The sequence below is a fragment of the Qipengyuania sp. L-5Y genome (assembly GCF_056859455.1).
Map to the genome: position 1 here is coordinate 18,679 of NZ_JBSXOM010000032.1, position 24,338 is coordinate 43,016.

Here is a 24,338-nt window from a genome sequence, read left to right on the forward strand (position 1 = left end):
GTGGCCGATAAGCAGGCAACTCTTGATCTGGGTGGACAAACCCAGGAATTTCCCGTGCTGCAGGGCAGTGTTGGCCCGGATGTGGTCGATATCCGCAAGCTTTACGGAACGACGGGCAAGTTCACTTACGATCCCGGCTACAAGTCGACGGCAAGCTGCGAAAGCGCGCTGACCTATATCGATGGCGAAGAAGGGGTCCTGCTCCATCGCGGCTATCCGATCGGCCAGCTTGCCGAAAATTCCAGCTTCATGGAAGTCAGTTACCTCCTGCTCAACGGCGAACTGCCGTCGCAGGACGAGCTCGACGATTTCACCTACACGATCACCCGCCACACCATGGTGCACGATCAGCTGCGCCAGTTTTACCAGGGTTTCCGCCGCGACGCGCACCCCATGGCCATCATGTGCGGTGTGGTCGGCGCGCTGTCGGCGTTCTACCATGACAGCACCGACATTTCGGACCCCGAACAGCGCAAGATCGCAAGCCACCGCCTCATCGCGAAGATGCCGACGATTGCGGCAATGGCCTACAAATATTCGGTCGGCCAGCCCTTCATGCAGCCGAAGAATTCGCTGAGCTACACCGGCAACTTCCTGCGCATGACCTTTGGCGTTCCGGCTGAAGAATACGAAATCCATCCTGCAATCGAGCGCGCGATGGACCGAATTTTCATCCTTCACGCCGACCACGAGCAGAACGCGTCGACATCGACCGTACGTCTAGCCGGCTCCTCGGGTGCAAATCCCTTTGCCTGCATCGCGGCCGGCATTGCCTGTCTGTGGGGCCCTGCGCATGGCGGCGCGAACGAAGCCGCGCTCAACATGCTGCAGGAAATCGGCTCGCCGGACAAGATCCCGCATTATATCGAACGCGCCAAGGACAAGAACGACCCGTTCCGTCTCATGGGCTTCGGTCACCGCGTCTACAAGAACTACGATCCGCGTGCGACGGTCATGCAGAAAACGCTTCGCGAAGTGTTCGAAGCGCTCAACGTCAGCGATCCGGTTTTCGAGACCGCGCTCCGGCTCGAAGAGCTCGCGCTCAACGACGATTACTTCAAGGAAAAGAAGCTCTTCCCCAATGTGGACTTCTATTCCGGCATCATCCTGAACTCGATCGGCTTCCCGACCACCATGTTCACGGCCCTCTTCGCCCTTGCTCGCACGGTCGGCTGGGTCGCGCAGTGGAACGAGATGATTTCGGATCCCGCACAGGTTATCGGCCGTCCGCGCCAGCTCTATACCGGTCCGACCCAGCGCGACTATGTCGCCATCGGCGATCGTTAAGATGCGCTTCGTCCTCATGGTCTTCGGAGTAGCTCTCATGCTCTCCGGAGGCCTGTGGGCACTTCAGGGCCTCGGGATTGTCATGTGGCCTGCAGAAAGTTTCATGCTCGCCGAGCGGCAATGGGCCATCTACGGCAGCATCACCTTCCTGATCGGGTTGTTCTTGTTCTGGCGGGCGTCTGCCAGACGCTGATCAACGCGGTACTTCCCGCATTTCATCAGCCGCAGGTACCGACAGGGTAAAACGCGCGCCAAGACCCGGCGCGCTTTCGACCGTCAGGTCGCCATCCATCGCGCGCGCGATCCGGCGTGAGATATACAGCCCCAAACCGGAGCCCCCATCCCCGCTGCGGCCAAGGCGTTCGAATTTCTCGAAAACCTGCTCCTTTTGCGCATCTTCAAGACCGTGCCCCTGGTCGGCCACGGTGATCAGCGCGCGGTTTCCAATCCGATCGAGCCTGATCCAGACCTGGCTTTCCTCCGGCGAATACCGGATCGCATTGCCGACAAGGTTCAGCAGAATCTGCAGCACGCGGCGGAATTCGGCGATCGCCAACTGGCTTTCCCCTTCCGGAGGCGCCACGAGCGTGATCCCTTTTTCGCGCGCCCTCACCCCCAATATGCCGCAGGCTCTGCGAGCGACGTCGGCCAGTTCGATCCTGTCTGGTGCCGTGGCAAAATCGTCCGATTCGACGACTTCGAGATCGGACAGGTCGTCGATCAACGCCAGCAGGTGTTGGGCCGCAGTCGCGATGTCGGCAGCGTAGGAACTGTATTCGTCGGCCAGCGGTCCCGCCAGCTTCGTACGGATGGTTTCCGCATTGGCGATGATCCGGTTGATCGGTTGGCGCAGGACAGGTGTCAGATCTCGTCCGAAGGAGGGGCCGTCGGGACCTGCAGCCTGTTCGTTCGTCAGGCCTGCCGACAACGGGCTGTCGGCCGTCAGGTATAGGACGAAACCCGCGCTGCCCGGTTGTGGCTGCCCCAAGGGCTCGAGGTGTGCCGTCCAGCTACGGCTCGATCCCTCGACGGTGCACTTCGTACCGTCGAGCAGACGCCAATGGAGCGGCTGCTGATGGCTGTTGCCTGGTAAACTGACTAGCTCCGTCCAGGGCTTGCCGACATTAGCAAGGGCCGCATCGGCAAATTCGGTTAGATCGGGGGCCTGCGTATCGACGGAGAGCAGCCGCTGGCTGGAATCGAGCCTTGCGGTACAATCGGCAAGATAGCGGTTTATCTCGACACGCCTGCGCGCAGCCTCGATGTCGTTTTCCGGCGGAAGACCCTCGCTATGCCAGCTGACCACATCGATGGTACTGCCGGGGTCTCCATCCTCGTCACTCGACTGTGGCGCTATTTCGACCCACGCCGTGACCCGATTTTCACCGTCCACAGCCTCGAACTGACGGGCGAGGCGCAAACCATATCTCTGGGCCTTTTCGACAAGGGCGAGAAGCTCCGGAATGGCGATGCGGGAACCGATGGTCCCGCCACAGGCTTGCTGCAGCCGCGCCAGCACCTCGTCCGCTTCGATCAACCTTCCTTCGGCGTCGGCCTTGGCAGTTGCGATATACCGGCTTTCGACAGAGGCCATGATCACACGACTCCAGCGCTTGCAGATTCGGACAGGATCTGTCGGGCGGCTTCAGGTGGCATTTCGGCGATCTCGCGAGGGGGCACCGCCTTCGGATCGATCCGGAGAACCTGCCGCTCCACTTCCGCGCTGTCGAGACCGGCGCCGCGCAGTCCCAGGGCTAGACGCGCGGTCTGCTCGTGATTTGTCGAAAGCACGGCCGCCACCCTCGATTGTCCGGTTCGCGTTGCCAATGCTGTAAGATAGAAGGCTGCCCCGCCATGATCGATAACGAGCGCCCGCCTGCCCTCGCCGCCCATGCTGGCAATCACCCGGGACATCAGTGCGATCCTTCCGGCCCCTTCATCGAAGGCGTTGCGTAACTTCGCTTCGGCCCGGATCATGGCATCGGAACGAAGCTGCCCGCTATAGGCACGCCAGTTCATCAGCAAATCGTGAAAGATGTCCCCCGGCAGTTCCGCCAGCGGTAATTCCATTCGGCGCTGCGCCTGGGCGAAACGCGCCTGTGCCGTCAGCGATGCCATTGCCGAACTGGCCAGCCCGCTGTCTTCGGATGCGATCAGCTCCTGCACCAGCGGCGACAGTACAGGATCGATGCCGTATTGCGTTTCGAGCCGTTCCGTCAGCTGCCATTCCAGCGCCAGGGCGTGGCAATGCGCCAGCAGACCCGGAGTGGCTAGCATATGCTCCGCCAACGCCGCGCCATGTCGTTCGGCAAAAGCCTCGCGGCCTGCCTGACCTGCCGCCTCGGCCTGCGCTCGCAGGACCTGCCACGCGAGGTGGTGACACATTCCCCGGATACGCGCGATGATCTCGTCACTGAAAAGGGAGTGGTCCGGCGTCGCCATCAGGTGGGCAAGAATGGGACCGATACGCGCAAGGGTCGCATTCCCGCGAACGAGGGCATCGCGCAGGCTTTCGTGGTCGGCGGCGACCGGGGTGGATGCATCAGGCATCGGCATGGTTCGTCGGTAAAGCTAACATGGTTAAATCCGCGTTAGTCGCGCGGACCGGAAGTAAGAAAAAGTGTTACCAGAATGGCGAGGGAAAGAACCGCCACCACCGGTTGTGTCACACCCAGGATCACCGCGGGAAGCAACATTACCGTCAAAAGAACCCTGTCGGCATAACTGCGCCGCCAGCGCGGTACGCTGATCCGGTCGCCAAGATGCAGCAGGCCGAACAGCATTGCTGGCACGAAAAGCCGCAGCCAACCGGTGTCTTCAGGTGAAGCCAGAGCTATCAATATGACCAGCAACGGGTCGAACAGGATCGTGATCGCCTGAATTAACGGCGGCACGCGGGGTTTGACCTGCCCTGCATTGGATACGCGCCTCACCACTTCTTCCATCGCGAAAAGCAAGGCCGCCAGGATCGCCAGGCCGAAGGCAGGCAGCAGCCAGCCCCCGATCGCCGACGACAGCGCGAGAAGCCCGGAGAGCGCGGCACTTAGGGCGAGAATTCTCGGCAAGCGCCCGCCGATCGTGTCCTGCGCAAGCCGCACTCCCATGCGCTCGGCGATGGCGAGGCCGGGTGCGGTAAACGCAGCAACATCCGCATGGCCCGAAACCCAGCTTTTTTCGCGGAAGGCTAGCTCTTCGGGAGACGGATCCCGCAACCAGATATGTTCTTCCAGGAGCCGCGTTTCCAGCGGGACGGTCCTCATTCCGCTCTGCAACGCTATCCGCAAAAGAGCCGAAGGCGCATCAATGTCGCCAGGAAGCTGTGCGAGGGTTTCAACCGCATTGCCCTTCGTCAGCAATGCACCTGCCCAGGCGAAATGCGCATCGATGCGTTCGTAGCCCCGGTTGATTGCCGGATCTTCTGGAAAAGCGAGAATACACGGCTTCGCCAGGTGGCGCAGGATGACCTCGTCATCGGGCAGGATACCGGGCGCGATAACGAGCAACTCGTCGCTCGCAGTCACCAGTCCGGACAGTTTCCGCGGTTCGCGAATTGCTATGAACCGCGCCCCGGCGGCCTCTGCGCGGTGCTGCAGGTCCATCACCTCCCGGCCGACCACATTGACGAGGCACGCGATGCTCTCGCATCCGGCCGCCAGCGCGATGTCGAGCTGTCGTTCGACTAGCCGCGCGCCTGCCAGCCTGCGAAAAGGGGCTGGCACTTTGCGCGGATCGGATTGGCCATCAAGCACAGACAGCAGGGCGATGCGCAACATTAACTCCGGACAGGTTCTGAATGACGAAAGCCGCTTCTAGGGGCGGTAATGGGTGGTCGCCAACCCAGTCGTTACATTTTCTGTGAGAGCAAGCGACAGATAGTCTGGTAAGGGTAAGTGATACGTCGCGGTCACACTCCCCGGTAAAGAGGTTAATTAGAGTTTAAGGCTGTGCGGATTGGTGATAGATTTAACCTCGATGACAAAGCACCCATTGATACAGGCAGTCGATCACCCGGCTGAAGTAGATGCTCCGGAAATGGCTAATTCCCAGGGTGTTATTGATGAAACCTCCGTCGAAGATGAACCTCTCTTCGAAGAAGATTGGTCGGAAGACGAGCCTGGCCAGGCGAGACGGTGGGTTGCACCTGCCTTGGCAATTTTCGCCGTGCTTGGCTGGACTGCCTTCTTCCTCTGGGCACGTCAGGCCGAAATAATGGCCGGCACCGACCCCGCCGCTTGGACCGCACTCGTATCGCAATGGGCCGTGCCTGTATTGCTCGTAGTTGCGCTGTGGCTTGTCGCCATGAGGAACTCGACCCGGGAAGCGCGACGGTTTTCACAGGTCGCTTATTCCCTGTCGACCCAATCGGCAGAGCTTGAAGCTCGACTGGCCGTCATCAACCGGGAATTGAGCCTCGCGCGGGAATTCCTCACGAGCCAGACGCGGGACCTGGATTACCTTGGCCGCACTGCGACGGACCGTCTTTCGGAACATGCCGATCGCCTGCAAGCTCTGATCGTCGAAAACGGTGACCGGGTGGAAACGATCGCCACTGTCAGTGCCAACGCTTTGGACAATATGGACAAGTTGCGGAACAACCTGCCCGTCATAGCGAATTCGGCAAAGGATGTGTCCAACCAGATCGGCGGCGCCGGTCGTCAGGCGAGCGGCCATCTCGACGACCTGATCGAAGGCTTCCAGCGGCTCAACGAATTTGGCGCGGCCAGCGAAAGGCAGGTCGCGTCACTGCGCAAACGTGTCGATGCGTCTCTCGAAGCATTCGCGGCGCAGGCCGATCAGCTTGCCGATATTACGGAACAGCGGTTTAGCGAACTTCGTGAAAACAGTGAGATCTTCCGCGGCGAACTGGACAGCAGGGAAGTCGACGCACTGGCGTCGATCCGCAGTCGCTTCGAAAGCCTGCGGCATGAAATGGCCGATACGGAAGCCGCATCGGCTGCCGAACGCGAAGCGGCGATGGATGAACTCAACCACCGTCTGGAGAAGATTCGGCGCGAAAGCAGCGAATTTGCCGATGAAGTGCGCGATGGCGAAGCTGCTGCTCTTTCGGCTTGGGCAAGTCAAATCGAAGCCATGCAGAAGCGCCTCAGCGAAGCGGTTGCTGCCGTTGCCCGTATCGACCAGGAAGCGCTCGATTCTGCCAATTCCAAATTGCAGGAATTGTTCAGCGAAGCAGAAGCTGTCGACGGCAGGATTGCCGAGCGGAACCGGCTCTTCGCAGAAGAAACGGGTAAACGCCAAGCCGCATTCCGAGAGGCGGAAGAAGCCGCGCACGCCAGCCTGACCGACCATTTCGCCCGGCTCGACGAAGCGATCTCGGATCGTCGCGCCCAGCAGGCAGAACAGCTTTCGCTCCTGGCAGCGGAAGGCGAAGAGCTCGGTGACAGAATTGCAGCCCTCAGCACGACGTTCGAACGGGTTTCGTCGCACGGACGTGAAGCACGCGTCGAACTCTCCGAAGGGATCGAAGCGCTCAATGCGAAACTGGCCGAAAGCCGCGATGCGCTGGACGGAACGGACATGGCTGTTTCATCGCTGACCGATGCCAGCGTGCGCCTGCTCGAACTGATCCAGGCGAGCGCCAAGCATAGCCGCGAAGACCTTCCTGTCGCCATGGAAGCCAGCGAAACGCGCTTGGCCAACATCGAACACCGCGCCGACGAGGTTCGCAACCTGCTCGATCAGGCAAAAGCCTCTGGCGAGATGCTGACGTCCAGCATGGCAGCTGCCGAAGCCCGCAGCCGTGACGCGATGAACGGTGTCGATGAATTCCAGGCTCGCTTTGGCGAAACTGCCGCCGCTCAGGTCGATGGGATTGAGCGTTTGCGCGCAAGTGTTGCAGCTCTCAGCGACGAGAGCCGGGAACTCTCAGCCCATGCGCAGGGTGAACTGCGCGACGCGATCGCCTCACTGGAAAGCAGCGCGCGCAACGCGCTGACCGCGATCGAGGCCGAACAGGCTGAGCGGATCGCACGGATCGCTGAAAAGGTAGGCGAGCAGAGCGCCGAGGCGATCGACAGGTCCCTTCAGGAACACACCGAACAGGCCATCGCTTCGCTCGATGCTGCGACCGAACGGTCGGCAGAGACCGGGCGCGAGGTCATGCGTCAGCTCCGCGATCAGCTGGCGAAGGTCAACGAACTCACGGGCAATCTGGAAAGCCGCATAGCGCATGCCCGCGAACGGGCGACCGAGGATGTCGGCAACGACTTCTCGCGCCGCGTCGCGCTCATCAGCGAAAGCCTGAACTCGAATGCGATCGATATCGCCAAGGCGCTCTCCACCGAGATTACCGACACCGCCTGGGCCAGCTATCTGCGGGGCGATCGCGGGATATTCACCCGCCGTGCCGTGCGCCTCCTCGATAATGCCGAGGCACGCGAGATCGCCGATCTGTACGACAGCGACCACGACTTCCGCGAACACGTCAGTCGCTACATTCACGACTTCGAAGCCATGCTCCGCACCATGCTCTCCACCCGCGACGGCAACGCCGTCAGCGTTACGCTGCTCAGCAGCGATATGGGTAAGTTATACGTAGTTCTCGCCCAGGCGCTGGAGCGCTTGCGGTAGAGGTCAGTCCGCCCACGGCCCCCAGAACATGATGTCGTTCACGGTGATCCAACCGTAGATGTAGTTCAGCACATAGGCCGTCGTCACGAATGCCGCGAGGACCACTGCGCGCAGCAGCAAGCGTCCTCCGCGGAATTCAGCCGGTGCGCTGTCAGCCTGCCCCGGCACCATCTCGAGCCCCGCCTCGTCATGTGTCCGCACGCCGAAGGGCAGCAGGATGAACGCGCTGAACACGAAGAACAGGAAATAAATGGCGAGGACGCTCGTCCACTGCATCGCCTTGGCTCCTATAGATTGGGGACAATCACACGGACTTGCGGCCGCTTGCCCGACCACCGTTGCGCAGCCCGCCGTGCTGCAAGCCGTGCGGCTTCGTGCACGCTCTGTTCGTTGCGTCGATCCGCACCGCGCAATTTGCCGATGGCGCTTCTGATATCTGACGTCGCTTCGGTGACGAAATCGGCATAATCTTCGTCGAGCGGCAATCCGAGACTGTCGATCCTGGGATTGAGGTCGCCGTCCAGCGCGACGATCACGACGCCTTCGCGCATGATGCGCCGCCGCATGGCAATCGCCTCTCCGTCGGCCGGTACGATTATATCGCCGTCGAGGACGAGGCGGCCGGTGCGGACATCTCCGATTTTTCCGGGTGCGCCTGGAGCCAATCGAACCATGTCGCCATTTTGCTGGACGACCTGATCGGGGATGCCGCTGGCCTTCCCCAACCTACCCTGCTCCTGCATGTGCCGCATTTCGCCGTGAACGGGCACGAGGATATCGGGCCGAAGCCACCCATAAAGGGCTTCGAGTTCCGGACGTCCGGGATGGCCGGAAACGTGTATCATGCTCTGGCGATCGGTCACCATGGTGATGCCTCGTTCGGCCAGCTTGTTCTGCACTGCACCGATGGAAATCTCGTTGCCCGGAATCTGACGACTGGAAAATAGCACCACGTCGCCGCTGACAAGTTCGAGTGGGTGATTTTCATCGGCAATGCGGGCCAAGGCTGCGCGCGGTTCGCCCTGCCCGCCCGTGGCCAGTATCAACACTTCACCACGCGGAAGGCTCATGGCGCTATCGAAATCGATAAGCTCAGGCAGATCTTCGAGATAGCCGTTGTCCTGCGCCACTTCGATAATTCGGTCGAGCGACCGTCCCGCAACGCATAGCTGACGGCCAGTCTCGCGCGCTACATCGCCCAGCGTCTGGAGGCGGGCGACATTGCTGGCAAAAGTGGTGACCAGAACACGCTTCCCGCTGTGGCGTTGCACCTCTTCCAGCAGACCCTTGTGCACCGCGCCTTCAGATCCGCTCGGGGAAGGATTGAAAACGTTGGTGCTATCGCAAACCAGCGCAAGAACGCCCTCGTCTCCGATTGCGGCCAGTTCTTCTTCAGTGGTCGGCTCGCCGATGATCGGATCTTCGTCGAGCTTCCAGTCGCCCGTATGAAACACGCGGCCGTGCGGTGTCTCGATCAGCAAGGCGTTGCCTTCGGCAATAGAGTGCGCCAGCGGAATATATGTTATTTCGAAAGGGCCGACTGTGAAGCTGCCATGATCGGCGTCGATCACCCGCAATTCCACCCTGCCCACCAATCCAGCTTCTTCAAGCTTTCGCCGCACAAGGTCAGCCGTGAACGGCGTGGCGTAGATAGGCACGTTCAGTTCGGCAGCGAAATACGGTACCGCGCCGATATGATCTTCGTGTGCATGAGTCAGGACGATCGCATCAAGCTTGTCGGCACGATCCTCGATGAATTCCAGATCTGCAAAGACCAGATCCACACCGGGGTATTGATCTCCCGAGAAGGTCATGCCCAGATCGACCATCAACCATCGGCCCTGGCAACCATAGAGATTGACGTTCATTCCGATTTCGCCCGACCCGCCAAGTGCGAGGAAAAGCAGTTCGTCTTCGGGGGTGAAATCCTTCTTCAAGCCGCTCGCTCCGCTAATATGGCCAAACCTTCCAACGTAAGGTCGGCATCGACTGCATCGAACAAGTCGGTATGCTCGTCGAACAGAATGGCTAGTCCGCCTGTTGCAACTACTCTTGCAGGACGACCGATTTCTTTCTTCATTCGGGCAATCAGCCCTTCGATCAAGGCGACATAGCCCCAGAAGACACCGATAAGCATCTGGCTTTCGGTATTGCGCCCGATAACGCTGTCATTGGCGGGTTTTTCTATCGCAATGCGTGGAAGCTTAGCCGTGTTGCCGACCAAGGCATCGAGCGAAAGATTGATGCCGGGTGCAATGATGCCACCCTTGTAAGCACCGTTGAAATCGATGACATCAAACGTCGTCGCAGTACCGAAATCGACGAGGATCAGGTCACCGTCGTATTTCGCATGAGCAGCCAGCGTATTTAGCGCCCGATCGGCGCCCAGCGAACTGGGTTGTTCGATGTCCAGCTCGAAGCCCCATTGCGCCCCGTCCTGCCCAGCAATAAGCGGCGTTATGCCGAGATACTTCTCGGATAGGACAGTGAGATTGTGGATCGCGCGGGGGACGACCGAACCGATGATGACCTGTGTAATGTCGCTCTTGTCGAAGCCCTGAAATTCGGCGAGCTGGAGCAACCACACAGCATACTCGTCACCCGTTCGGCGCGGGTCGGTTGCTATACGCCAGCGCGACTTTATCTCTCGCCCTTCGATCAGCGCGAAAACAACATTCGTATTTCCGACATCGGCAGCGAGCAACATCGCTCAGTTCCCTTCATTCGCGAGCATTACGTCACCTGCGTGAATGGCACGCGTCGAGCCATCCTCCAAGCGCAGTAGCAGGGTGCCTTCTGCTGTGAGACCGTCGAATGCCCCTTCGATACGCTGCTCGCCCGGTACATTAACCGTGAGCGATGCTCCTCTTGGGTGTGCAACACTCTCCCAGCGCCGAATGAGAGGTTCGAGCCCGTAGGTCCGCCAACGATCAAGCTCCTGATCGAACGCATAGGATAATGAACGTGCGAAGATTTCACGGTCCGGAGGCGGCCCGAAGTTTGTCAACGCAATCGTTTTGCGATCGGGCAAATCCGGAGCGGCGACGAGATTGACCCCCATACCGACGATCACGGCATTCCCTTCCCGCTCGAGGAGGATGCCGGCGAGCTTTGCATTCCGTAGAAGAAGGTCGTTTGGCCACTTGAGCTTCAATAAGCTCGGATCGGCAAGAACGCCCGAAACAGCTTCATATGCGGCCACGCCAGCGACAAGGGCAAGCGTTGCCGGATTGGGATCACGGGGTGACAGGTGTACCACGGTCGAGCCCATGAAGTTGCCGTAACCATCGAACCAGGCGCGCCCCTGACGCCCGCGGCCCGACACCTGTCGGTCGGCTACCAACCACTCGCCTTCGGGCACTGCCATGCCCGCACGCAGTTCGCTAGCAAGGTCCGTATTGGTAGAACCGGTTTCGGTGACGAAGCGGATCACATCGCCGCGACGAAAGAGGCTGCAGCCTGCGCCGTCCAGTCACCAAGCGGCAAGGTAAGGAGGTAACCGAGCGGCGAGATGATTGCGACACAGATCGCAAGCACTGCCCAATGCGACACTGGACTCTCCGTTTCAATCTCGCGCAGTGGCTCATCGAAGAACATGACCTTGATGAACTTCAAATAATAGAAAGCGCCGATCACGCTCGCGGCTATGCCGATTGCAGCCAGAGCGACAAGATCAGCCTGTACCGCGGCCTGGAAGACGACAAATTTGCCCCAGAAGCCGAACAGGGGCGGTATACCGGCAAGGCTGAACATCAGCGCGAGCAAGGCCCAAGCCAGAGCCGGTCGCTTGGTCGAAAGACCGGATATGTCGGTAAACGTCTCGAGATTGTTGCCGGCGGGATCGCGCAGCATCAACAGCGCGGTGAAGCTTCCGAGAACCATCGCAACGTAGATAGCCAAATACGTAAGCGATGCAGCCACGCCTGCGGGGGTCGCAGCCGCAAGACCGATGAGAATGAAGCCAACGTTATTGATCGATGAATAGGCAAGCAGGCGCTTGAGGTTCTGCTGGCCAATTGCGCCCAGGGCACCGACCACGATCGAAGCGAGTGCTGCGAAAATGACGATCTGACGCCAACTGTCCACTTCGCCGCCAAACGGATCCATGGCCATGCGCAAAAGCATTGCCATGGCAGCTACTTTTGGCGCGGTAGCGAAGAAAGCCGTGACTGGCGTGGGTGCGCCTTCGTAGACGTCCGGCGTCCACATGTGGAACGGCACGGCGCTAACCTTGAAGGCCAGGCCGGCGAGCACGAAAACCACACCGAACAATGCGCCGGTCGAAAAACCTGCATCGAATGCGGCGCGGATACCTTCGTAATTCGTCGATCCGGTGAAGCCATAGACCAGGCTCACACCGTAAAGAATGATGCCGGATGCCAAGGCGCCGAGAACGAAATACTTCAGACCGGCTTCACTGGATCGGCTGTCTTCCTTGAGGAAGCTGGCGAGAACGTAGCTCGACAGGCTAGACATCTCGAGACCGATATACAGGGTCATCAAATCGGTGGCGGACACCATCATGCCCATGCCGACAGCATTGAACAGCATCAGCACCGGATATTCGGCCCGGTAGCTCGCCCGTTGTGTGAAGAAACGCGGTGTAATTACAAGAATGGCCGCAGCGGCTAAATAAATCAGGATCTTTGCAAAGCTGCCGAAAGCGTCAGCGCGATAGAGATCGCCATAGGCGCGGCCAGCGACTTCACCTGCGGCCCGATCAAACAAACCCATACTGAAGATCGCAGCACCGACCAGTGCCGCAACACTGAGGATAGTGACGATCCTGGCCGATTTCGTTCCAGTCCATGCCGCAACCAGCAGCAAAGCGAGTGCCGCGAGCGACAGGCCGATTTCCGCGCCCGTGAGGTAAAAAGACGTCGCGTAAGACATCAGTGCGCCCCCTCTTCGCCATGCGCAGCAGCGACGTAGTTCGCGTTATGCTCACGTGGGGTGCCGATCACATTGTCGGCGTCGAAGTGGGGTGCGGCGCGCGCGATACGCGCTTCTAGAGCGGCAATGTCCTGACGCATGGGGGCAAGAAAGCTTTCGGGGTAAACGCCCATCCACAGCACGGCGGCCGCGATTGGGGCTAACATGGCCCATTCGCGGGCATTGAGGTCGGGCATCCGCGCGGCATCTTCGTTGACTTGTTCGCCAAAAGCCACGCGGCGGTAAAGATAGAGCATGTAAGCAGCACCGAGAATGATGCCGGTGGTGCAAACGAGCGTCACCAGTGTCGAAACCTTGTAAAGGCCTGCCAGTGCAAGGAACTCGCCAACGAAGTTGCTTGTGCCCGGCAGTCCGACGGATGCCATCGTGAACAGCATGAAGAACAGCGCATATTTAGGCATGTTGATGGCAAGCCCGCCATACCGTGCAATCTCGCGAGTATGCAGCCGATCGTAGATTACACCCACGCACAGGAAGAGCGCGCCCGATACGAGACCGTGGCCGAGCATGACCATCATCGCACCTTCAAGCCCCTGCGCATTGAAGGCGAACAGACCGGCCGTAACGATCGCCATATGGGCGACCGAGGAATAGGCGATCAGCTTCTTCATGTCGTTCTGCACGAGAGCGACGAGCGAAGTGTAAATCACGGCAATCATCGACAGGATGAAAACCAGCCAGGTAAACTGAGCGCTGGCTTCCGGGAACATCGGCAGACTGAACCGGATAAACCCGTATCCACCGAGCTTCAGCAAAACGCCCGCCAGAATCACGGAACCGGCGGTCGGTGCCTGGACGTGTGCGTCAGGCAACCACGTGTGCACCGGCCACATCGGCATTTTCACGGCGAAACTGGCGAAAAAGGCAAGCCAGAGCCAGGTTTGCGCTTGTGGATCGAAATCGTAGTTCAGTAATGTGGGAATGTCGGTCGTGCCTGCCTCATTCACCATCCACATCATCGCGATCAGCATCAGCACCGACCCGAGAAGCGTATAGAGGAAGAATTTGTACGACGCGTAGATACGGTTATCGCCGCCCCAGACGCCGATGATAAGATACATCGGAATGAGGCCTGCTTCGAAAAAGATGTAGAACAGGAACATGTCCTGAGCGGCAAAGACGCCGATCATCAGGACTTCCATCAGCAGGAAGGCGCTCATGTATTCGCCCACGCGCTTGGTGATCGAATCCCAGCTCGCCAGGATGCAGATCGGCATGAGAAACACACTCAGCATGATCAGCATCAGTGCGATACCGTCGATGCCCAAAGCGTAGCTGAACCCGGCGAATATCTCGGCCCGTTCGACGAACTGCCACTGCGCGCCGCCGATGTCGTAGTTGAGCCACAGCACGACGCCCAGCGCGAGATTCGCGAGCGTGGCGACAAGCGCCACCATGCGCGCACTCTGCGCACCGAGGAACAGGCAAGCAATGGCGCCGACGAGCGGAACCGCGAGCATCAGAGAGAGGATGGGAAACTCCATCAGAACAGCACCCAGGTGATCGCCGCGACAAGTCCGAGGAGCATCACTAGCGCATAACTATAAAGATAACCGGTCTGGAACCTTTTGGCACCAACGGCGCCCTTCTCGACCACCCAGGCAACGCCGTTCGGGCCGAACCGGTCGATCGTGCCGACATCGCCGAGCTTCCAGAACTGGCGGCCAAGCCAGAAGGCCGGCACAACGAAAAGGTAGTGATATAGCTCGTCGAAATACCACTTGTTGTAGAGGAAACGGTAAACCGGGCCGAGCTGTTCGGCAGCTTTCGCCGGCACCGACGTATCCTTGATATAGGCATACCACGCGACAAGCAGTCCAAGTAGCATCACGATAAAGGCGGCATACTTTACGAGATACGGCACACCATGCATCGCATGGATCAGCGGTTCGTTATAGAAGATCGAGCTACCCCAGAACGCTGCATCGTCGAGGAATGTCGGTGCGAAAACCTGTCCGGCCAGCACTGCTCCCACCGAAAGGATGACGAGCGGGATAAGCATCGTCAGCGGGCTTTCGTGCGGATGATAGCCGGCCGTGCCTGCTTCGTAATCTTTGGACGGCACTGGATGATGTGCATCATGCCCGGCGTCTTCCTGGGATGCAGGATTGTGTTCGTCCGATGCATCATGGCCATGGTGGACGGCGTGCTGAATATGCTCACTTTCCGCCCAGCGCGGCTTGCCCCAGAACGTCAGGAACATGAGCCGCCAGCTGTAGAAACTGGTCAGCAGAGCTGCGAACGTACCCATCCAGAAAGCGAAGTTACCGAGCTCGGTGCCGCGCCCGTAGGCGACCTCGAGGATGGCATCCTTCGACCAGAAACCGGCAAAGCCTGCGCCGAGATGGTAGATGCCAACACCGGTGATCGCGAGCGTACCTGCCATCATCGCCCAGAATGTGAGCGGGATGTGCTTACGAAGCGCGCCGTAATAGCGCATATCCTGCTCGTGGTGCATCGCGTGGATGACGGAACCGGCGCCCAAGAACAGCAGCGCCTTGAAAAAAGCGTGTGTGAACAGGTGGAACATCGCCGCGCCATAAGCGCCGACGCCCGCAGCGAAGAACATGTAGCCGAGTTGCGAACAGGTCGAGTACGCGATCACCCGCTTGATGTCCCACTGCGTCGTACCGACTGTCGCTGCGAAAATGCAAGTAGCCGCACCGACAAAGGTGACCATACCGAGTGCCACTGGAGCCGCTTCGAACATCGGGGACAGACGACAAACCATGAATACGCCTGCCGTCACCATGGTGGCGGCGTGGATCAAAGCGGATACAGGCGTTGGGCCCTCCATCGCGTCGGGAAGCCAGGTGTGCAGGCCAAGCTGCGCAGACTTGCCCATCGCGCCAATGAAAAGGAGGATGCACAGAACGTCCATTGTTTGAACGGTGTATCCCAGGAAGCCGATAGTCGCTCCGCTCATGCCCGGCGCAGCGGCAAGGATTTCACTGATCGATACGGTGTCGAACACCAGGTAAGTGCCGAAGATTCCGAGCATGAAGCCAAGGTCGCCCACGCGGTTGACGACGAAAGCCTTGATAGCAGCCGCACCAGCGCTCGGCTTCCGGAACCAGAACCCGATCAGCAGATAGGACGCGAGGCCAACGCCTTCCCAACCGAAGAACATCTGAACCAGATTGTCTGCCGTCACCAACATCAGCATGGCGAAAGTAAACAGCGAGAGATAGGCGAAGAACCGCGGCTGGTCCGGGTCTTCGTCCATATAGCCCCAGCTATATAGGTGGACGAGAGCCGATACAGTGTTGATCACCACCAGCATGATCGCGGTCAGCGTGTCGACCCGAAGTGCCCAGTCGAACGTCAACGTGCCGGACTGAACCCATTTGAGCACCGGCACGACAGTAGGCTCATACGTACCACCCACGAAGCCCAGGAAAATGGGCCAGCTCAGCGCAGCACCGATGAAGAGCGCGCCAGTCGTGATCGCTTTTGCGAACACGCTCGGAGCAGACTTGTTGGTGAACCCTGCAACGATCGCCGCAATTAGCGGCAGAAAAACAATGATGAGTATCGAATGCACCGTGGCTTACCCCTTGAGCCGGTCGACATCGTCTACCGCGATGGTGCCGCGGCCACGGAAATAGATCACGAGAATGGCGAGCCCGATTGCGGCTTCGGCCGCTGCGACGGTCAAGACGAACATCGCAAATACCTGTCCGACCAGATCGCCAAGAAACGCGCTGAAGGCAACGAGTTGAATGTTAACGCTGAGCAGGATGAGCTCGATCGCCATCAGGATGACGATGATGTTCTTCCGATTGAGGAAGATGCCAAGCACACCGAGTACGAAGAGCATCGCACTCACCACGATATAATGCTCGATACCGATCACAGCTCGACCCCCTCGCCCACGGTGGGCTGCTTCATGACGGTTGCCTCGTTCGGATTACGACGAACCTGCTTGGTGATGTTCTGCTGTCCGCGCCCACCGGGGCGCTTGCGGTGCGTCAATACGATCGCGCCGATCATGGCGATTAGCAGCACAAGCCCGGCCGCTTCAAACAGGAAGAGATAGTCGCTGAACAGGACTGCACCGATGCTGGCGGTGTTCGACGCATCGAGGATCGGCGACGTCGCACCACTCGCAACGCCGAGTTCGATCCGTCCGGCCTGGTAGGCGCCGATGCCGAAAATCAGCTCCGCCGCCAGGATAAGCGCAATGATGATGCCGAGCGGGAAGTTCTTTACGAACCCAGCGCGCAGTTCGGCGAAATCGATGTCGAGCATCATCACCACGAAGAGGAACAGCACGGCTACCGCGCCGACATAAACGATGACCAGGAGTGCGGCGATGAACTCCGCACCGACCAGAACCATCAGGCCGGCCGCGTTGAAGAACGCGAGGATCAGCCAAAGCACCGAGTGCACCGGGTTGCGCGCCATGATGACCATGACGGCGCTGGCGATGACGAGCGCAGCGAAAAGATAAAAGGCGAGCGTCTGGATCACGATGTCATATCCCTTGGCGCGGGCCCCTAACGGTACGGCGCATCGGCTTCAAGGTTCGCGGCGATGGCCCGCTCCCACTTGTCCCCGTTCGCCAGCAGTTTCGCCTTGTCATAAAGCAGTTCTTCACGCGTTTCGGTGGCGTATTCGAAGTTCGGCCCTTCGACGACTGCATCGACCGGGCACGCTTCCTGACAGAAACCGCAATAGATGCACTTGGTCATGTCAATGTCGTAGCGCGTGGTGCGACGGCTGCCGTCCTCACGCGGTTCACTCTCGATGGTTATTGCCTGCGCGGGGCAGACAGCTTCGCACAGTTTGCAGGCGATGCAGCGCTCTTCACCATTGGGATAGCGACGCAGCGCGTGCTCACCGCGGAACCGCGGACTGATCGGGTTCTTCTCGAACGGATAGTTGATCGTCACCTTGGGCTTGAAGAAGTACTTCAGCGTGAGGGCATGCGCCTTCACGAACTCCCACAAGGTAAATGCTTTGATGGTTTGCGCGATACTCATCCGAAATGTCCCGTGGCCATTAGATAGCCCGAAATGACAACAACAAAACCGAGGCTGATAGGAAGAAACACCTTCCAGCCCAGGCGCATCAGCTGGTCGTAACGATAGCGCGGAACCGTCGCCATGACCCAACTGAACATGAAGAAGAAGAAGAAAGTCTTGAGCAGAAGCCAGACAATGCCGGGTACGTAATACAGCGGCGCCCAGTCGATCGGCGGCAGCCAGCCACCCCAGAACAGCAGGGCATTTAGAATGCACATCAGCAGGATGTTGGCATATTCCCCCAACCAGAAGAGCGCGAAGCTCATCGAGGAATATTCGGTCTGATAACCGGCAACGAGTTCGCTTTCGGCTTCGGTAAGATCGAAAGGAACGCGCTGCGTCTCGGCGAGCGAGCTAATGAAGAACATTACCCACATCGGGAACAGCAGCGGATGAATGACATAGGCATTGACGATGCCGAGGCCAAACCCTTGCTGAGAGCGGACGATATCATTCAAATTGAATGTACCTGCGAACAGCACCACACAAACCAGGATAAACCCGATCGAGACTTCGTACGAAATCATCTGAGCCGCAGCGCGCATGGCGGAAAAGAACGGATATTTGGAGTTACTGGCCCATCCGCTCATCACCACGCCGTAAACTGACAGGGAACTGATCGCCAGAATGTATAGCAATCCGATATTGATATCCGCGAGTACTGCGGTGGCACTGAAAGGAACAACGGCCCATGCAGCAAGCGCCACTGTGAAGGTAAGGATAGGCGCGAGCAGGAATATGCCCTTGTTCGCCGCGCTCGGAATAATGGTTTCCTGCAGGAAGACCTTCAGACCATCGGCAAAACTTTGCAACAGGCCGAAGGGGCCAACCACGTTCGGCCCGCGGCGCAGGTTGATCGCCGCCCAGACTTTGCGGTCGACATAGATGATCATCGCCACCGACAGCATCAGCGGCAGAGCAATCAACAGGATGCCGGCAATGGTGGCAACGAACCACGCCCATTCGTAGTTCATACCGAGGGATTGGAAGAATTCGGTCATTTGTGCTTCCTGCCCTTCCCTGCTTTCTCGCGCGTGGAATAGGCTTCGTTGCGCCAGCCATTGGCGGCGCTGGATTTGTTGCTGTTATCGCTGCGGAAGCCGCGCCAGACGGCAAGGCTGCTGGCACCGATGATGGCGAGTGGGATGATCGGGAATGCCATTATTCCGCTGCCTCCGCCAGTTCACCGCCGCCAAGCAGTTCAGCCGAACATTGCTGCATTACTGCGCTTGCCCGCGCAATCGCATTGGTCAGGTAGAAGTCCTTGATCGGATAGGCCGAGATGGTGCCTTCCGCCCTAGCCTTGGCGGATGCCTTGGGCATAGCACCGAAATCGGCAAGGCCTTCTTCACCAAGCGCGGGAACTTCGGCGATCATTGCGGCCTGAAGCTCGGCAAAACTGTCGAACCCGACCGAAACGCCCAGAGCGTCGGCAAGGGCGCGGAGAATCGTCCAGTCCTCGCGAGCATCACCTGGTGCGAACACGGCCTTCTCGGCGAACTGCACGCGACCTTCCGTATTGACGTAGGTTCCATCCTTCTCGGCGTAACTCGCGCCAGGCAGGATGATATCAGCCGCATGCGCGCCCTTGTCGCCATGATGGCCGACATAGACTTTCAGCGCATCGGCGAAGGGTTCGAAGTCCATTTCGTCTGCGCCGAGGCTGATGACTACCTTGGGCTTGGCCGCAACGACGTCCTTCATCCCGCCTTTCTGCGCAAAGCCGAGCATCAGCCCGCCCATCCGCGCAGCACTGAAATGCAGAACGTTGAAGCCGTTCCAGCCCTCGCGGACGAGATTGAACTGCTCAGCAAAAGCAAGACCAGCGCCCAACGCGCCGTGGGCCAGAGCCGCTCCCCCCATAATGATGGCGGGCCGTTCGGCCGAACTGAAAATTTCACCCACTGCTTCGGGCAGCTCACCCAGCGACGACAACTCGTCGCCGAGGAATACCGCCGGATACGTCGTGTCCCAGAACGCCCCGATGACGAAAACCTTGGCGCCGCGCTTCACTGCCTTGCGAATGCGCACATTCACCAAGGGTGCTTCCCAGCGAATATGGCTCCCCACGATCAGGATGGCGTCTGCAGTCTCAATACCAGCCAGCGTCGAATTGAAATTCACTGCGGCGAGGTTGGAAACGTCGTAATCCATTCCCGTCTGGCGACCTTCGAGCAGGGACGAACCACTGGCTTTCAACAGAGACTTGGCTGCGAACATCGTTTCGCAATCGACCATGTCGCCCGCAATAGCGGCAATGTCCTTGCCGGGTGTGGCCTTGGCGATCGCTTTGAAGGCCTCGTCCCAGGTCGCGGGCTTGAGTCCACCCTTCGTGCGCATGAAAACTTTGTCGAGGCGACGCCTCGACAGGCCATCGACCTGATAACGTGCCTTGTCGGAAATCCATTCTTCGTTCACGTCATCGTTGATGCGCGGGAGCGCGCGCATGACTTCCCGACCACGACTGTCGAGCCGAATGTTGGCACCGATCGCATCGGACACATCGATGCTCAGGGTCTTCTTGAGCTCCCACGGGCGCGCTTCGAACGCGTAAGGGCGCGACGTGAGTGCACCGACAGGACACAGATCGATCACATTGGCCGACAGCTCATGCTCAGCTGCCTGCTCGAGATAGGTGGTGATCTGCATGTCCTCGCCGCGACCGACTGCGCCGATCTCGTCAACCCCCGCGATCTCCTCGCTGAAGCGCACGCAGCGGGTACAGTGAATGCAGCGGGTCATGACCGTCTTGATCAGTGGCCCCATGTACTTCTCGGTTACCGCGCGCTTGTTTTCTTCATAGCGCGAACCACCACGGCCATAAGCAACCGACTGATCCTGAAGGTCGCACTCGCCGCCCTGATCGCAAATCGGGCAATCGAGCGGGTGATTGATCAGCAGGAATTCCATCACGCCTTCGCGCGCGGTCTTCACCATCGGCGTATCGGTGCGGATCTCCTGACCCTCGGTTGCCGGCAACGCGCAGCTTGCCTGCGGCTTCGGCGGTCCAGGCTTTACCTCGACCAGACACATGCGGCAGTTTCCAGCGATACTCAGCCGTTCGTGATAGCAGAAGCGCGGAATTTCCTTCCCGGCAAGCTCGCAGGCCTGCAGGACGGTCGCGCCGTCAGGAGCGTCAATTTCCTGTCCGTCTACGGTGACTTTGGGCATTATTCAGCTGCCTCGGCAAACTTGGCGTTGTGTTCTTCGATCCGGCGTTCAAGCTCGGGGCGGAAGTGGCGGATCAACCCTTGGATCGGCCACGCTGCCGCATCGCCCAATGCACAAATGGTGTGACCTTCAACCTGCTTGGTGACTTGCTGCAGCATGTCGATTTCCTCGATCGCAGCATCGCCTGTGCGCAGACGCTCCATCATGCGCCACATCCATCCCGTGCCTTCACGGCAAGGTGTACACTGACCGCAGCTTTCGTGCTTGTAGAAATAGCTGATCCGGGAAATCGCGCGGACGATATCGGTCGACTTGTCCATCACGATGATGCCGGCCGTACCAAGCCCCGACCCCAGATCCTTGAGCCCGTCGAAATCCATCGGCGCGTCCCAGATCTGATCGGCCGGAACGAGCGGAACTGATGATCCACCCGGAATCACAGCGAGCAAATTGTCCTTGCCACCAATGATGCCGCCACAATGCTTTTCGATCAATTCACTGAACGGGATGCTTAGCGCTTCTTCGACCACGCAGGGCTTGTTTACATGCCCGCTGATCTGGAACAGTTTGGTGCCCTTATTGTTCTCGCGACCGAAAGAGCTGAACCAGCTCGCTCCTCGACGCAGAATGGTCGGCACGACCGCAATGGATTCGACATTGTTGACTGTCGTCGGACAGCCATAAAGGCCCGCACCTGCAGGGAACGGCGGCTTGAGGCGCGGTTGGCCCTTCTTGCCTTCCAAGCTCTCGATCATCGCGGTTTCTTCGCCACAGATGTAGGCGCCTGCGCCGCGGTGCAGGAACACGTCGAAATCGTAACCCGACTTGCTCGCGTTTTTCCCGATCAGACCAGCATCGTACGCTTCGTCGATCGCAGCCTGCAGGGTTTCCGCTTCGCGGATATATTCGCCGCGGATGTAAATATATGCCGCCCTTGCCCGCATGGCATAACCAGCGACTAGCGCGCCCTCGATCAGCTTGTGCGGATCGTGGCGGATTATCTCGCGGTCCTTGCAGGATCCGGGTTCGGATTCGTCGGCGTTGATGACGAGAAAGCTAGGACGTCCGTCTTTGCTCTCTTTTGGCATGAAAGACCATTTGAGGCCGGTCGGGAAGCCAGCACCACCACGACCACGAAGACCGGAAGCCTTCATTTCCTCGATGATATCGTCATGCCCGCGCGCGATCAGCGACTTGGTGTCATCCCAGTCGCCACGCTGCTGCGCCGCTTTCAGGCCCCAGTCCTGAAAGCCATACAAATTGGTGAAGATGCGGTCCTTATCGGCAAGCATCAGAATGCGCCCCCTTGCGAGAGGAGATAGATTGCGGCGACTGCAATAATCGCGAGTGCGCCAAATTTAACGATACCGACGAGAACCTTCCACGCGATCCACGCGAGTACCAATGCAACGAGGATGGTGACGACTTCCATTACCATTCCCCCCGGTAATCGCGGTTTGCGCCGACCATGTCCTTCAATGTGGTGGGACCACCTTCAGGTTCGCTAGTGCGCTTGCCTTCGATTTGGGTGCCGGTCTTGGGCTGCTTGCCCGCGGCCAGTTCATCAAGAATGGCGTCGAGCCGTTCGGGCGTGAGATCCTCGTAATTGTCGTCGTTTATCTGGACCATGGGCGCGGTAGCGCAATTGCCCATGCATTCGACCTCGGTGAGGGTCCACAAGCCATCGTCAGAGACGTGACCCTTGCTCATGCCACGCTTCTTACAGGTTTCGAACAAGCCGTCGGAGCCGCGCAGCATACACGGTGTCGTTCCGCATACCTGCACGTGGTACTTACCCACGGGCTTCATATTATACATGAAATAGAAGCTGGCGACTTCGAGTACGCGGATGACCGGCATGTCGAGATAGTCGGCGACATATTCGATCACCGGCAGTGGCAGCCAGCCCTGCGTGTTGGTCTCTTCTCCGACCTGCCGCTGGGCAAGGTCGAGCAGTGGCATCACCGCCGAGCGCTGGCGCCCCTCGGGATAGCGTGCAATCGCTTTATCCGCTCGCTCACGGTAGCTTTCGGTAAACTCGAAAGCACCCCAGCGCTCACGCAGTTCGGGAGTGTCGGGTGCGGGGTTCCGGTCGGCCATTAGCGATCACACTCCCCAAAGACGACGTCGATGGCGCCGAGAATGGCAGTGGCGTCGGGCAGCATGTGACCTTTGCTCATAAAATCCATTGCCTGGAGGTGGCTGAAAGCCGTCGGACGTATCTTACAGCGGTAAGGTTTGTTCGAGCCATCGCTGACGAGATAGACGCCAAATTCACCCTTGGGGCTTTCGGTTGCAACGTAAACCTCACCGGCCGGCACGTGGAAGCCCTCTGTATACAGCTTGAAGTGGTGGATCAGCGCTTCCATCGACTGCTTCATTTCCGCGCGCTTGGGCGGCGAAACCTTGCGATCGTCAGAGCAGATCGGGCCGCCCGGCATTTGTGCCAGGCACTGCTTCATGATCTTGGCGCTTTCGTACACTTCCTTCACGCGGACCACGAAGCGGTCGTAACAATCCGAATTGGTGCCAACGGGAATGTCGAACTCCATACGGTCGTACACATCGTATGGCTGACTCTTACGCAGATCCCATGGAATGCCTGCTGCACGGATCATCGGGCCGGAGAAGCCCCAAGCCACCGCATCGTCCTTGCTCACCACCGCGATATCGACGTTCCGCTGCTTGAAAATGCGATTGTCGAGGACGAGGCTCATGGCATCACCGAACAGTTCGGGCAGCCGCGTGTCGATCCAGTTGCCGATATCGACGAGCAGTTTCTCGGGTACATCCTGATGGACGCCGCCTGGGCGGAACCACGCGCTGTGCATACGCGCTCCAGAAGCCCGCTCAAAAAAATTCAGACAGTCTTCGCGCAGTTCGAAAACCCAAAGGTTGGGCGTCATGGCGCCGACGTCCATGACGTGCGCACCGATGTTGAGCATGTGATTGCAGATGCGGGTCAATTCGGCGAACAGTACGCGCAGATATTGAGCGCGCTCCGGCACCTGGACGTTGAGCAGCTTCTCAATCGCAAGAACGTAGCTGTATTCCTGCGCGAGCGGGCTGCAATAATCGAGCCGATCAAAATAGGGCAGCGCCTGCAGATACGTCTTGTGCTCGATCAGCTTCTCGGTGCCGCGATGCAGCAGGCCGACATGCGGATCGACCCTCTCGATGATCTCACCGTCGAGTTCCATCACCATACGAAGAACTCCGTGCGCCGCAGGGTGCTGCGGTCCGAAATTGATCGTGTAGTTGGTGATCACCTCGTCGCCGGTAGTCGGCGACTCTTCTAAATGCATGGCG

At 59.1% G+C, this 24,338-nt stretch carries 23 protein-coding genes; 3 read left to right on the plus strand and 20 right to left on the minus strand.

Annotated features, from left to right (window positions below; all coding sequences use genetic code 11):
• Together AC13F2_RS13725 and AC13F2_RS13730 are read left to right on the plus strand one after the other, a co-directional pair.
• On the plus strand, positions 1 to 1,287 hold the full coding sequence (locus tag AC13F2_RS13725) for a citrate synthase (RefSeq protein WP_103023776.1): 1,287 nt from the start codon (positions 1 to 3) through the stop codon (positions 1,285 to 1,287).
• A 1-nt stretch (position 1,288) separates the two neighbouring features.
• On the plus strand, positions 1,289 to 1,480 hold the full coding sequence (locus AC13F2_RS13730; RefSeq protein WP_103023775.1) for a hypothetical protein: 192 nt from the start codon (positions 1,289 to 1,291) through the stop codon (positions 1,478 to 1,480).
• On the opposite strand, the gene AC13F2_RS13735 is transcribed toward AC13F2_RS13730, so the two are convergent.
• Genes AC13F2_RS13735 through AC13F2_RS13745 form a run of 3 tightly spaced genes read right to left on the minus strand, consistent with a single transcriptional unit; the run spans position 1,481 to position 5,060 of the window.
• Positions 1,481 to 2,881: a sensor histidine kinase gene (locus tag AC13F2_RS13735; RefSeq protein WP_482965535.1), complete on the minus strand. Its 1,401-nt coding sequence runs from the start codon at positions 2,879 to 2,881 to the stop codon at positions 1,481 to 1,483. It abuts the gene before it with no gap.
• A gap of 2 nt (positions 2,882 to 2,883) precedes the next feature.
• Entirely contained in the window at positions 2,884 to 3,837 is a 954-nt protein-coding gene (locus AC13F2_RS13740) for a hypothetical protein (protein WP_482970473.1), read from the minus strand.
• 41 nt (positions 3,838 to 3,878) lie between these two features.
• Entirely contained in the window at positions 3,879 to 5,060 is a 1,182-nt protein-coding gene (locus AC13F2_RS13745) for a hypothetical protein (protein WP_482965536.1), read from the minus strand.
• 199 nt (positions 5,061 to 5,259) lie between these two features.
• Here AC13F2_RS13745 and AC13F2_RS13750 point away from each other — a divergent pair, with 199 nt between their 5' ends.
• Positions 5,260 to 7,878, plus strand: coding sequence for a coiled-coil domain-containing protein (locus AC13F2_RS13750; RefSeq protein ID WP_482965537.1), 2,619 nt, complete (start codon positions 5,260 to 5,262; stop codon positions 7,876 to 7,878).
• 3 nt (positions 7,879 to 7,881) lie between these two features.
• Here the strand turns inward: AC13F2_RS13750 and AC13F2_RS13755 are convergent, their stop codons facing one another.
• From AC13F2_RS13755 to AC13F2_RS13835, 17 genes are read right to left on the minus strand one after another with little or no spacing between them, the layout of a single operon-like run.
• The gene (locus AC13F2_RS13755) at positions 7,882 to 8,154 is read right to left on the minus strand and encodes a DUF1467 family protein (RefSeq protein ID WP_482965538.1); all 273 of its coding nucleotides are present in this window, start codon (positions 8,152 to 8,154) and stop codon (positions 7,882 to 7,884) included.
• An 11-nt stretch (positions 8,155 to 8,165) separates the two neighbouring features.
• Positions 8,166 to 9,815, minus strand: coding sequence for a ribonuclease J (locus AC13F2_RS13760; protein WP_482965539.1), 1,650 nt, complete (start codon positions 9,813 to 9,815; stop codon positions 8,166 to 8,168).
• Positions 9,812 to 10,585 carry a type III pantothenate kinase gene (locus AC13F2_RS13765; RefSeq protein ID WP_103023769.1) on the minus strand — a complete coding sequence of 258 codons (774 nt, stop codon included), beginning with the start codon at positions 10,583 to 10,585 and terminating at the stop codon, positions 9,812 to 9,814. Before AC13F2_RS13765 ends, AC13F2_RS13760 begins: the two co-directional genes overlap by 4 nt.
• A 3-nt stretch (positions 10,586 to 10,588) precedes the next feature.
• Positions 10,589 to 11,311 (minus strand): biotin--[acetyl-CoA-carboxylase] ligase, encoded by a 723-nt coding sequence (locus tag AC13F2_RS13770; protein ID WP_397490970.1) that lies wholly within the window; start codon positions 11,309 to 11,311, stop codon positions 10,589 to 10,591.
• Positions 11,308 to 12,771 carry an NADH-quinone oxidoreductase subunit NuoN gene (gene nuoN / locus AC13F2_RS13775; RefSeq protein WP_482965540.1) on the minus strand — a complete coding sequence of 488 codons (1,464 nt, stop codon included), beginning with the start codon at positions 12,769 to 12,771 and terminating at the stop codon, positions 11,308 to 11,310. The genes AC13F2_RS13770 and nuoN overlap by 4 nt, the downstream gene beginning before the upstream one ends.
• Positions 12,771 to 14,315 (minus strand): NADH-quinone oxidoreductase subunit M, encoded by a 1,545-nt coding sequence (locus AC13F2_RS13780; RefSeq protein WP_222828079.1) that lies wholly within the window; start codon positions 14,313 to 14,315, stop codon positions 12,771 to 12,773. Before AC13F2_RS13780 ends, nuoN begins: the two co-directional genes overlap by 1 nt.
• Positions 14,315 to 16,375, minus strand: coding sequence for an NADH-quinone oxidoreductase subunit L (nuoL, locus tag AC13F2_RS13785; protein ID WP_103023765.1), 2,061 nt, complete (start codon positions 16,373 to 16,375; stop codon positions 14,315 to 14,317). Before nuoL ends, AC13F2_RS13780 begins: the two co-directional genes overlap by 1 nt.
• 6 nt (positions 16,376 to 16,381) lie before the next feature.
• On the minus strand, positions 16,382 to 16,687 hold the full coding sequence (nuoK, locus tag AC13F2_RS13790; protein ID WP_103023764.1) for an NADH-quinone oxidoreductase subunit NuoK: 306 nt from the start codon (positions 16,685 to 16,687) through the stop codon (positions 16,382 to 16,384).
• Entirely contained in the window at positions 16,684 to 17,304 is a 621-nt protein-coding gene (locus tag AC13F2_RS13795; RefSeq protein ID WP_103023763.1) for an NADH-quinone oxidoreductase subunit J, read from the minus strand. The genes nuoK and AC13F2_RS13795 overlap by 4 nt, the downstream gene beginning before the upstream one ends.
• 26 nt (positions 17,305 to 17,330) lie before the next feature.
• Positions 17,331 to 17,816 (minus strand): NADH-quinone oxidoreductase subunit NuoI, encoded by a 486-nt coding sequence (gene nuoI, locus AC13F2_RS13800; RefSeq protein WP_050601230.1) that lies wholly within the window; start codon positions 17,814 to 17,816, stop codon positions 17,331 to 17,333.
• A complete protein-coding gene (nuoH, locus tag AC13F2_RS13805; RefSeq protein ID WP_103023762.1) occupies positions 17,813 to 18,859 on the minus strand; it encodes an NADH-quinone oxidoreductase subunit NuoH in 1,047 nt (348 codons plus the stop codon). The genes nuoI and nuoH overlap by 4 nt, the downstream gene beginning before the upstream one ends.
• On the minus strand, positions 18,856 to 19,020 hold the full coding sequence (locus tag AC13F2_RS13810) for a hypothetical protein (RefSeq protein WP_158246629.1): 165 nt from the start codon (positions 19,018 to 19,020) through the stop codon (positions 18,856 to 18,858). Before AC13F2_RS13810 ends, nuoH begins: the two co-directional genes overlap by 4 nt.
• Complete coding sequence (nuoG, locus tag AC13F2_RS13815) at positions 19,020 to 21,029, minus strand: NADH-quinone oxidoreductase subunit NuoG (protein ID WP_482965541.1); 2,010 nt, start codon at positions 21,027 to 21,029, stop codon at positions 19,020 to 19,022. The genes AC13F2_RS13810 and nuoG overlap by 1 nt, the downstream gene beginning before the upstream one ends.
• Positions 21,029 to 22,321: an NADH-quinone oxidoreductase subunit NuoF gene (nuoF, locus tag AC13F2_RS13820; protein ID WP_196846070.1), complete on the minus strand. Its 1,293-nt coding sequence runs from the start codon at positions 22,319 to 22,321 to the stop codon at positions 21,029 to 21,031. The genes nuoG and nuoF overlap by 1 nt, the downstream gene beginning before the upstream one ends.
• Entirely contained in the window at positions 22,321 to 22,461 is a 141-nt protein-coding gene (locus AC13F2_RS13825) for a hypothetical protein (RefSeq protein WP_158246628.1), read from the minus strand. The genes nuoF and AC13F2_RS13825 overlap by 1 nt, the downstream gene beginning before the upstream one ends.
• Positions 22,461 to 23,129, minus strand: coding sequence for an NADH-quinone oxidoreductase subunit NuoE (gene nuoE, locus AC13F2_RS13830; protein WP_375245601.1), 669 nt, complete (start codon positions 23,127 to 23,129; stop codon positions 22,461 to 22,463). The genes AC13F2_RS13825 and nuoE overlap by 1 nt, the downstream gene beginning before the upstream one ends.
• Positions 23,129 to 24,334, minus strand: a complete 1,206-nt coding sequence (locus AC13F2_RS13835) for an NADH-quinone oxidoreductase subunit D (RefSeq protein WP_369828427.1) — start codon at positions 24,332 to 24,334, stop codon at positions 23,129 to 23,131. The genes nuoE and AC13F2_RS13835 overlap by 1 nt, the downstream gene beginning before the upstream one ends.
• Positions 24,335 to 24,338: the final 4 nt, after the last annotated feature.

What these genes read in the sequence shown, in the direction of transcription:
- AC13F2_RS13740 (WP_482970473.1), bottom strand. Translation starts at nt 3,837, where the DNA reads ATGCCTGATGCATCCACCCCGGTCGCCGCCGACCACGAAAGCCTGCGC.
- AC13F2_RS13825 (WP_158246628.1), bottom strand. Translation starts at nt 22,461, where the DNA reads ATGGAAGTCGTCACCATCCTCGTTGCATTGGTACTCGCGTGGATCGCG.
- AC13F2_RS13730 (WP_103023775.1), top strand. Translation starts at nt 1,289, where the DNA reads ATGCGCTTCGTCCTCATGGTCTTCGGAGTAGCTCTCATGCTCTCCGGA.
- nuoG (WP_482965541.1), bottom strand. Translation starts at nt 21,029, where the DNA reads ATGCCCAAAGTCACCGTAGACGGACAGGAAATTGACGCTCCTGACGGC.
- AC13F2_RS13835 (WP_369828427.1), bottom strand. Translation starts at nt 24,334, where the DNA reads ATGCATTTAGAAGAGTCGCCGACTACCGGCGACGAGGTGATCACCAAC.
- nuoH (WP_103023762.1), bottom strand. Translation starts at nt 18,859, where the DNA reads ATGACCGAATTCTTCCAATCCCTCGGTATGAACTACGAATGGGCGTGG.
- AC13F2_RS13780 (WP_222828079.1), bottom strand. Translation starts at nt 14,315, where the DNA reads ATGGAGTTTCCCATCCTCTCTCTGATGCTCGCGGTTCCGCTCGTCGGC.
- AC13F2_RS13765 (WP_103023769.1), bottom strand. Translation starts at nt 10,585, where the DNA reads ATGTTGCTCGCTGCCGATGTCGGAAATACGAATGTTGTTTTCGCGCTG.
- AC13F2_RS13755 (WP_482965538.1), bottom strand. Translation starts at nt 8,154, where the DNA reads ATGCAGTGGACGAGCGTCCTCGCCATTTATTTCCTGTTCTTCGTGTTC.
- nuoE (WP_375245601.1), bottom strand. Translation starts at nt 23,129, where the DNA reads ATGGCCGACCGGAACCCCGCACCCGACACTCCCGAACTGCGTGAGCGC.
- AC13F2_RS13810 (WP_158246629.1), bottom strand. Translation starts at nt 19,020, where the DNA reads ATGGCATTCCCGATCATCCCACTCGCCATCATCGGTGCCAGCAGCCTT.
- nuoN (WP_482965540.1), bottom strand. Translation starts at nt 12,771, where the DNA reads ATGTCTTACGCGACGTCTTTTTACCTCACGGGCGCGGAAATCGGCCTG.
- nuoF (WP_196846070.1), bottom strand. Translation starts at nt 22,321, where the DNA reads ATGCTTGCCGATAAGGACCGCATCTTCACCAATTTGTATGGCTTTCAG.
- AC13F2_RS13745 (WP_482965536.1), bottom strand. Translation starts at nt 5,060, where the DNA reads ATGTTGCGCATCGCCCTGCTGTCTGTGCTTGATGGCCAATCCGATCCG.
- nuoI (WP_050601230.1), bottom strand. Translation starts at nt 17,816, where the DNA reads ATGAGTATCGCGCAAACCATCAAAGCATTTACCTTGTGGGAGTTCGTG.
- AC13F2_RS13735 (WP_482965535.1), bottom strand. Translation starts at nt 2,881, where the DNA reads ATGGCCTCTGTCGAAAGCCGGTATATCGCAACTGCCAAGGCCGACGCC.
- AC13F2_RS13750 (WP_482965537.1), top strand. Translation starts at nt 5,260, where the DNA reads ATGACAAAGCACCCATTGATACAGGCAGTCGATCACCCGGCTGAAGTA.